At 65.9% G+C, this 1,109-nt stretch carries 1 protein-coding gene; it reads right to left on the reverse strand.

What is annotated here, in order from left to right; all coding sequences use genetic code 11:
- A partial coding sequence (gene mqnE / locus AB0G84_RS36190) for an aminofutalosine synthase MqnE (protein ID WP_361330966.1) occupies positions 1 to 1,109 on the reverse strand: 1,109 nt, incomplete at both ends.

Genomic DNA, 1,109 nt, shown 5'->3' on the forward strand with positions numbered 1-1,109 from the left:
CTGGGGGGACTCGCGGCGCTCGGGGTCGGGGCCGGGGTACTCGCGGATCGCCTCGTAGCGGGTGTTGCGCTCCACCGGGCGGAAGCCGGCGTCGCGGATCAGCTCCAGCAGGTCCTCACGGGTCAGCTTGTTGGGCGTTCCGTAGTTGTCCGCGTCGTGAGTGATCTTGTACTCGACGACCGAGCCGTCCATGTCGTCCGCGCCGTGCTGGAGGGCGAGCTGGGTGGTCTGCAGACCGTGCATCACCCAGAAGCACTTGACGTGCGGGACGTTGTCGAACAGCAGCCGGGAGACCGCGAAGACCTTCAGCGCCTCCGCGCCGGTGGCCATCGTGGTGCGCGCCTGCAGCTTGTTGCGGACCTTGCCGTCCTGCATGTCGACGAAGTCATGCTGGTAGCGCAGCGGAATGAACACCTGGAAGCCGCCGGTCTCGTCCTGCAACTCCCGCAGCCGCAGCACATGGTCCACCCGGTGACGGGGCTCCTCGATGTGCCCGTAGAGCATCGTCGAAGGGGTCTTCAGACCCTTCTCGTGCGCCAGCCGGTGGATGCGCGACCAGTCCTCCCAGTGGGTGCGGTGATCGACGATGTGCTGCCGCACCTCCCAGTCGAAGATCTCCGCGCCCCCACCGGTCAGCGACTCCAGCCCCGCCTCGATCAGCTCATCGAGGATCTCCGAGGCCGACAGACCCGAGATCGTCTCGAAGTGGTGGATCTCGGTGGCGGTGAACGCCTTGAGCGAGACCTCCGGCAGCGCCTCCTTCAAAGCCTTCAGCGACCGCGGGTAGTACCGCCACGGCAGCGTCGGATGCAGGCCGTTGACGATGTGCAGCTCGGTGAGGTTCTCGTGCTCCATGGCCTTGGCCAGCCGCACGGCCTCCTCGATCCGCATCGTGTACGCGTCCTTCTCCCCCGGCTTGCGCTGGAAGGAGCAGTACGCACACGACGCGGTGCACACATTCGTCATGTTCAGATGACGGTTGACGTTGAAGTGGACGACATCGCCGTTCTTACGGGTACGCACCTCATGCGCCAGACCACCCAGCCACGCCAGGTCATCACACGCGTAGAGCGCGATACCGTCCTCACGGCTCAACCGCTCACCGGCGC

The organism is Streptomyces sp. NPDC020742 (assembly GCF_040641675.1).
Classification (GTDB): domain Bacteria; phylum Actinomycetota; class Actinomycetes; order Streptomycetales; family Streptomycetaceae; genus Streptomyces.